Raw genomic sequence first — 5,312 nt, 5'->3', positions numbered from 1 at the left:
GCATTGGCGAGGTCTACGAGTTGGGTCGTCAATGTCGTCAGGTCTGGTGGGGCGATGCCGTGGAAGGCCTCACTCATCCAGTCGCGGACGTCGGCAAGAAGTTGTCCGCCGGTTTCGGACAGTCGGACGTTGCTGCGTCGGCGGTCGGTGGGGTCGGGGGTGCGTTCGGCGATGCCGCGGCGTTCGAGTCGGTCGACGAGCCGGAATCCCCCGCCTGGCCGTGGGCCACCCGAGCACGCTCGGGGCAGATCGGCTGACCTCCATGAGGTGATCAGCACCTCTAGTGCATGGATCGGCGTAGCCATGGTCACCATCGGATGGACTGTCCCGACCTCGCGGATGTTCGGTCGGACGGCCGAACGCTCTCCGCTGGCCGACCAGGTACTCGTGTTGCGCTAGATCCGGATCGGCTTGCCCGGCTGGCGGGCCTCATAGGGCGGTACCGCTGGGTCGTGATCGTGGGATGGGTCGCGGACCTTAGCCTGGTTCGGTGAGGTAAGCGCGTGCGGTCGCGATCTTCATGAACAGCCGAAGGTCATCCCCGCCGGTGGCGACGAAACCGTTGCGTTCGTAAAACGGGACGAGCCCGTCGTTGTCGGCGTCAACGACGACGATTGCGCCACCGCCGCGATCCGCTGCCGCTATCACCTGGACCAGTGCCTCGCGAAGCAGCTGCCGTCCCCACTGTTGCGGGGTCGCTCGCAAGGGCATGGCCAGCGCGAGTTTGGCTATCAGCCACCCTGGCGTACTGCGCAACATGCGCCGCTGCATCGGGTGCGGCATTTGGTCGCGCACCACCAAGGTAGGGCAAATGGCGAAGTACCCTACGACGCGCTCAGTGGCGCGCTCGCTGATCTCGATCAGGAGCGTGACATGCGCAGAGCCGCTCTCGTGTGCCCTGGCGGCCGCGCTGGTCAGCCACTGGTTGTAGGACGGCTCGCCGCAGTCGAAGCCGTTCAGGTCAACGGCGGGGTCAAACGGCGTCAGCCGGTAGGCGGTGCCGTTCACCGCCCGATCAGGCGAGGCAGGGCGGAGAGGTCAGCCAATTCGGGGGAGTGGTCGGGCTCGTGCAGCGCGCTCATCATGGAATCGAACACGTCCACTGACATGATGGTCACGTCAGCTCGAGCGACGACCTTGCGGGCGGCGGTTCGTACCGCATCTTCGATGAAGGCTGTCTTGGACATGTGCAGCAGAGCCGACGCATCCGCGACGAGCTGCTCGGTCTGCTCATCGGTGCGCGCCTCTAAACGCCGGGTCTTCGTTGCAGTCATAACGCTGCCCCACCTCCAACCAAACTCACTGTACGGCGTTTGTACGGCATCAGCAATACTCTAACCCCGATCGGGTTCGCCCAGTGGACGCTCGCGAACCCGTCTTTGGCGCTTGTATCACGGGTTGCGTCGCCTGGATGCAGTTTTGCGCAGCACCTGACCCTCAATCCGTCGTGGCGATGCGGCAGGGCGTGGGGCTTACTGCTAGGCGTCGCGTCGGGACAGCTGCGCAGCGGCGATCGCGACCGCGACGGCCACCCAGGCAAGCAACACGATCAGCCCGATTGTCGGTGACAGGCTGGGCGACTCGGGCAGGCTGGCGGCGAAACTGCTGCCGGCATTGCTCGGCATGAATTGGGCGATGTCCTTACCCCACGTTCCCAAGACGTTGCCGAAGATGACCGGAAGGACCAGCACGGTCGCGAAATAAGCGACGAGTGCACCTGGGGTATTGCGCACGATCCAGCCGAGCATGCCGCCGAGAACGCCGATCAAGGTCAGGTAACCAGCGGTGCCGACGACCACGCGCAAGACGCCCGGGTCGCCGAGCGAGAAGCCCGGACGGGCACTCGAGATGACGCCCTGCGCCGCAAGGAAGGTCACGAAGCACATCAGCAACATCGCGGGGAACGTGACCACGACAAAGACAATGATCTTGGCCCAGAGGACCGGAAGACGGCGCGGTACGGCGGCGAAGGATGAGCGGATCATCCCCGAGCCGTATTCCCCGGACACGAACAGCACGCCCAATGCGCCGATCAGCAATTGTGCGAGGTAGTAACCCTGCAAGGTTGAGGATTGGACGACGTCGTCGGGCTGCAGATTCCGTGTCAAATGTCGGGTGTTGAACCCCACGATGACACCGATGACCAGCATTCCCAGCATGGCGGCGCCGAGGACGGCGAGGGTGGAACGCAGGGTGCGGAATTTGATCCATTCAGCTGAGACGGCGCCGGCGAACGACACCCGCGCGTCACCCGGCGGTGCCTGGGTAACGGCGTCCACGGCGGCGCTCATGCCACGCTCACGCTGATGTCGTCCTGGTCTGCGTCGCGGCCCCGGTGCTCAACGGCGTCGCCGGTCAGGGTCATGTAGGCCTCTTCCAGCGATGCTTGTCGGCTGGACAGTTCGTGCAGCGTCAGACGTGCGTGGGCGGCCAGGTCGCCGACTTGCTCGATGGCCATGCCTTCGACGTCCAAGCCCGCAGGCCCCACAGGACGGACGGTTCCGTCGGCGTCGCGAAGCAGTCGTGCCAGCTGTTCGGCTTGCGGTGAGCGGACATGACGACCTGCGTCCCGCTCTGCGCCACAAAATCGGCCATCGGCTGGTCCCGCAACAGACGGCCCTTGCCGACGACGATCACGTGGTCGGCCGTCACCGCCATCTCACTCATCAGATGCGAGGACAGGAACACGGTGCGACCCTCCGCGGCGAGCCGCCGGAGCAGCAAACGCACCCACCGCACTCCCTCGGGGTCAAGGCCGTTGACCGGTTCATCAAGAATCAGGGTGTGCGGGTCGCCCAACAGCGCTGCGGCGATGCCCAGCCGTTGACCCATGCCGAGGGAGAACTTCCCGACTCGTCGGTCAGCGACATCGCTCAGCCCGACCATGTCCAGCACCTGGTCGACCCGCTGCGGCCCGAGCCGCGCGGTGGCCGCCATCGCCCGCAGGTGATTGCGCGCTGAACGTCCCGGGTGGATAGCGCGAGCTTCAAGTAGCCCGCCGACCTGACGCAAGGGGTCGGGATGCTCGGCGAAGAGTTTGCCGTTGACGGTGACCCGTCCATTGGTCGGCCGATCCAAACCGAGGATCATCCGCATCGTCGTCGACTTGCCGGCCCCGTTTGGGCCGAGAAACCCGGTCACGACGCCCGGTCGCACGGTGAAGCTCACCCGATCGACCGCCACTGTCGAGCCGTAACGTTTGGTCAAGTGTTCGGCGTCAATCAAGTGAGGCTCCGGTCATCTGCTCAGTGGGATCGCGTTCGCGGGCTGCCCGACACCACTTGGTCTGCGTTCGCCGGACTACTAATTCGACGGTAGTACAGCCGGGGATCCGGGCACCGCCACGATCAACGACCCATCAGCAACGTCGGCCGCAGACGTTACGTCCTGACCCTCAGCGGATCGCGAACCACGTCAGGCAGGCAGCGCCCGCAACGATGCAGTACGCGCCGAACGGTCTCAGTGAGCGGTTGGCGAGGTACCGGGTGAGGAACCGAACGGACAGGTAGGCCCCGATTCCGGACAGCACCGATCCGAATATCACCTGTCCCCGGATGCCCTCGCCGAGCGGCCCGGTCAGGTCGCCGATCTTGAGGGCGCCGGCGGCGAGGATGACCGGCGTTGCGAGCAGGAACGCGAATCGCCCGGCATCTTCGCGGCTCAAGCCGAACGACATGCCGGTCGTCGTCGCCACGCCGGAGCGCGAGATCCCTGGCGCCAGGGCGAGGATCTGGGCGCTGCCGATGGCTACCGCGCGAAGCACCGGCAGCTGAGCGAGCCGCCCGTCGGACTCCGCTCCGCTGACACGCTCGTCGACGTATCTCTGATCGGTCCGCTCCCGGCGACGCGCCCGTTCGATCGCCAGTAGCACGAGGCCGTTGACGATCAGGAACGCCGCGGTCGGGTTGGGGCGCGACAGCGTCGTGCGGAAGAGGTGTTCGAGCAGCAACCCGACGATCCCGACGGGAATGGTGGCCAGCACGAGCAGCCATGCGAGGCGTTGATCGGGGTCGTTGATCTCGCGGCGCACGATGCTGGTCACCAGGCCCCGCACGATGCGCACCCAGTCACGCCAGAAGTAGATGATCAGGGCGATGGCGGTAGCCACGTGCAAACCGACGATGAACGCCAGGTACGGCGACTCGGGCGCCCGAACGTTCAGGTCCCGCGACCAGGAGCCACCGACGACGGCCGGGATCAAGACGCTGTGCCCCAGACTGGACACCGGGAACAATTCGGTGACGCCCTGCAAGATGCCGATGACGCCGGCCTCGAGCCAGCTCAGATGAGTGTGCACGCCAGCAACTACTATTGGGCAAGTAGTTCGCTAGTTCGGTCGCTCAGCGGGTTGTGTGCACGAACTGCCATTGCGCGGTTTCCACATCCTGGTGGGCGCGCAAGGCAAGGACACCGGACCCGGCGGTGCACAAGATCGCGCTCAGCAGCGCTGCGGTTACCCAGCGGCGCGTGCGTCGACGCGGGGGATCGAGTAGGGCACGCACGCGCACGGTGATGTCGGAATCCTCGGCAATGGCGAGCGCCGCGCCGGCCGGAGCGGCGCTCGCGGGCCCCAAGGTGGCTTTGGCGAGGGCGCGCGCGACGCACATCGGGTCGCCGACCTCGGCCACGGACTCGGCGTCGGCCCAGGTCTCGACCACCTGCCGGACGGTGCGAGCCACGCGATGCAGCAGCGGGTTGGCCGCCGCGGCAAGCTCGGCGAATTGCACGTACCCGACGTGGTAGTGACGCAGATGCGCCCGCTCGTGCGCCACGACCGCGCGGCGTTCGTCGTGATCGAGCAGGGCAAGCAGACCCGATGTCGCGACGATGCGCCCGGGGCGGCCCGGAACCGAATAGGCGCGTGTGGTCTGCGGGTCGTCGACAACCACAATGCCGTCCGCTGCGGCGGTGAGGCCGCGGCTGTCGATGATCGCGCTGCGCAGGCGCGCTAATGCGCGCACGGCGTGTGTGCCTGCGCGCACCAGCAGGGCGACCGCGACAAGACCGGCGATGATTCCGACGACGCCGGGAACCGGCGTGCTGTCCGAGATTGCGTCGGCGGACCAGCCGCCGAAGCGGCCGGCCGACGGGATCTGTCCGATGCCGAGCACCGCCAGGGCGCACAAGGCGAGGCCGGTGGCCAACGCTGCCACGAGGGCCAGGCCGACAAGCAGGCGCGCGGCCCATGGTGGGCTCGACTGGTGAGCCAGCGCCGGCGCCAGCGCCCCCAGCCCCACGCTGATCAGGACAGGCACGCCGGCAACCGCGATCCACACCGCCGAGGTCATCGCGGCCGCCGCGGCGGCCGCGAT

General features: G+C 66.8%; 6 protein-coding genes and 1 pseudogene. 1 reads left to right on the top strand and 6 read right to left on the bottom strand.

The features are described from left to right. The coding region (locus ACFFCN_RS18430; protein WP_375494047.1) for a hypothetical protein at positions 1–257 on the top strand (257 nt) is incomplete at its 5' end. A gap of 220 nt (positions 258–477) precedes the next feature. Here the strand turns inward: ACFFCN_RS18430 and ACFFCN_RS18425 are convergent. From ACFFCN_RS18425 to ACFFCN_RS18400, 6 genes and pseudogenes are all read right to left on the bottom strand, one after another. Continuing rightward, positions 478–1,008 carry an N-acetyltransferase gene (locus ACFFCN_RS18425; protein WP_375494045.1) on the bottom strand — a complete coding sequence of 177 codons (531 nt, stop codon included), beginning with the start codon at positions 1,006–1,008 and terminating at the stop codon, positions 478–480. Continuing rightward, positions 1,005–1,274 carry a DUF1778 domain-containing protein gene (locus ACFFCN_RS18420; RefSeq protein ID WP_375494044.1) on the bottom strand — a complete coding sequence of 90 codons (270 nt, stop codon included), beginning with the start codon at positions 1,272–1,274 and terminating at the stop codon, positions 1,005–1,007. Before ACFFCN_RS18420 ends, ACFFCN_RS18425 begins: the two co-directional genes overlap by 4 nt. A 204-nt stretch (positions 1,275–1,478) precedes the next feature. Then, a complete protein-coding gene (locus ACFFCN_RS18415; protein WP_375494042.1) occupies positions 1,479–2,291 on the bottom strand; it encodes an ABC transporter permease in 813 nt (270 codons plus the stop codon). Then, positions 2,288–3,225 (bottom strand): annotated as a pseudogene (locus ACFFCN_RS18410) (ATP-binding cassette domain-containing protein). Before ACFFCN_RS18410 ends, ACFFCN_RS18415 begins: the two are co-directional and overlap by 4 nt. A 169-nt stretch (positions 3,226–3,394) precedes the next feature. Next, complete coding sequence (locus ACFFCN_RS18405) at positions 3,395–4,297, bottom strand: undecaprenyl-diphosphate phosphatase (RefSeq protein ID WP_375494040.1); 903 nt, start codon at positions 4,295–4,297, stop codon at positions 3,395–3,397. Between the two features lie 43 nt (positions 4,298–4,340). Beyond that, positions 4,341–5,288: a M56 family metallopeptidase gene (locus tag ACFFCN_RS18400; RefSeq protein WP_375494038.1), complete on the bottom strand. Its 948-nt coding sequence runs from the start codon at positions 5,286–5,288 to the stop codon at positions 4,341–4,343. Between the last annotated feature and the right edge of the window lie 24 nt (positions 5,289–5,312).

Origin of the sequence: uncultured Jatrophihabitans sp., from assembly GCF_964246335.1 — a bacterium.
In the GTDB taxonomy this organism is placed as follows: domain Bacteria; phylum Actinomycetota; class Actinomycetes; order Mycobacteriales; family Jatrophihabitantaceae; genus Jatrophihabitans.
The sequence above is the reverse complement of the archived record's forward strand: the minus strand, read 5'-3'. Positions and strand labels throughout refer to the sequence as shown.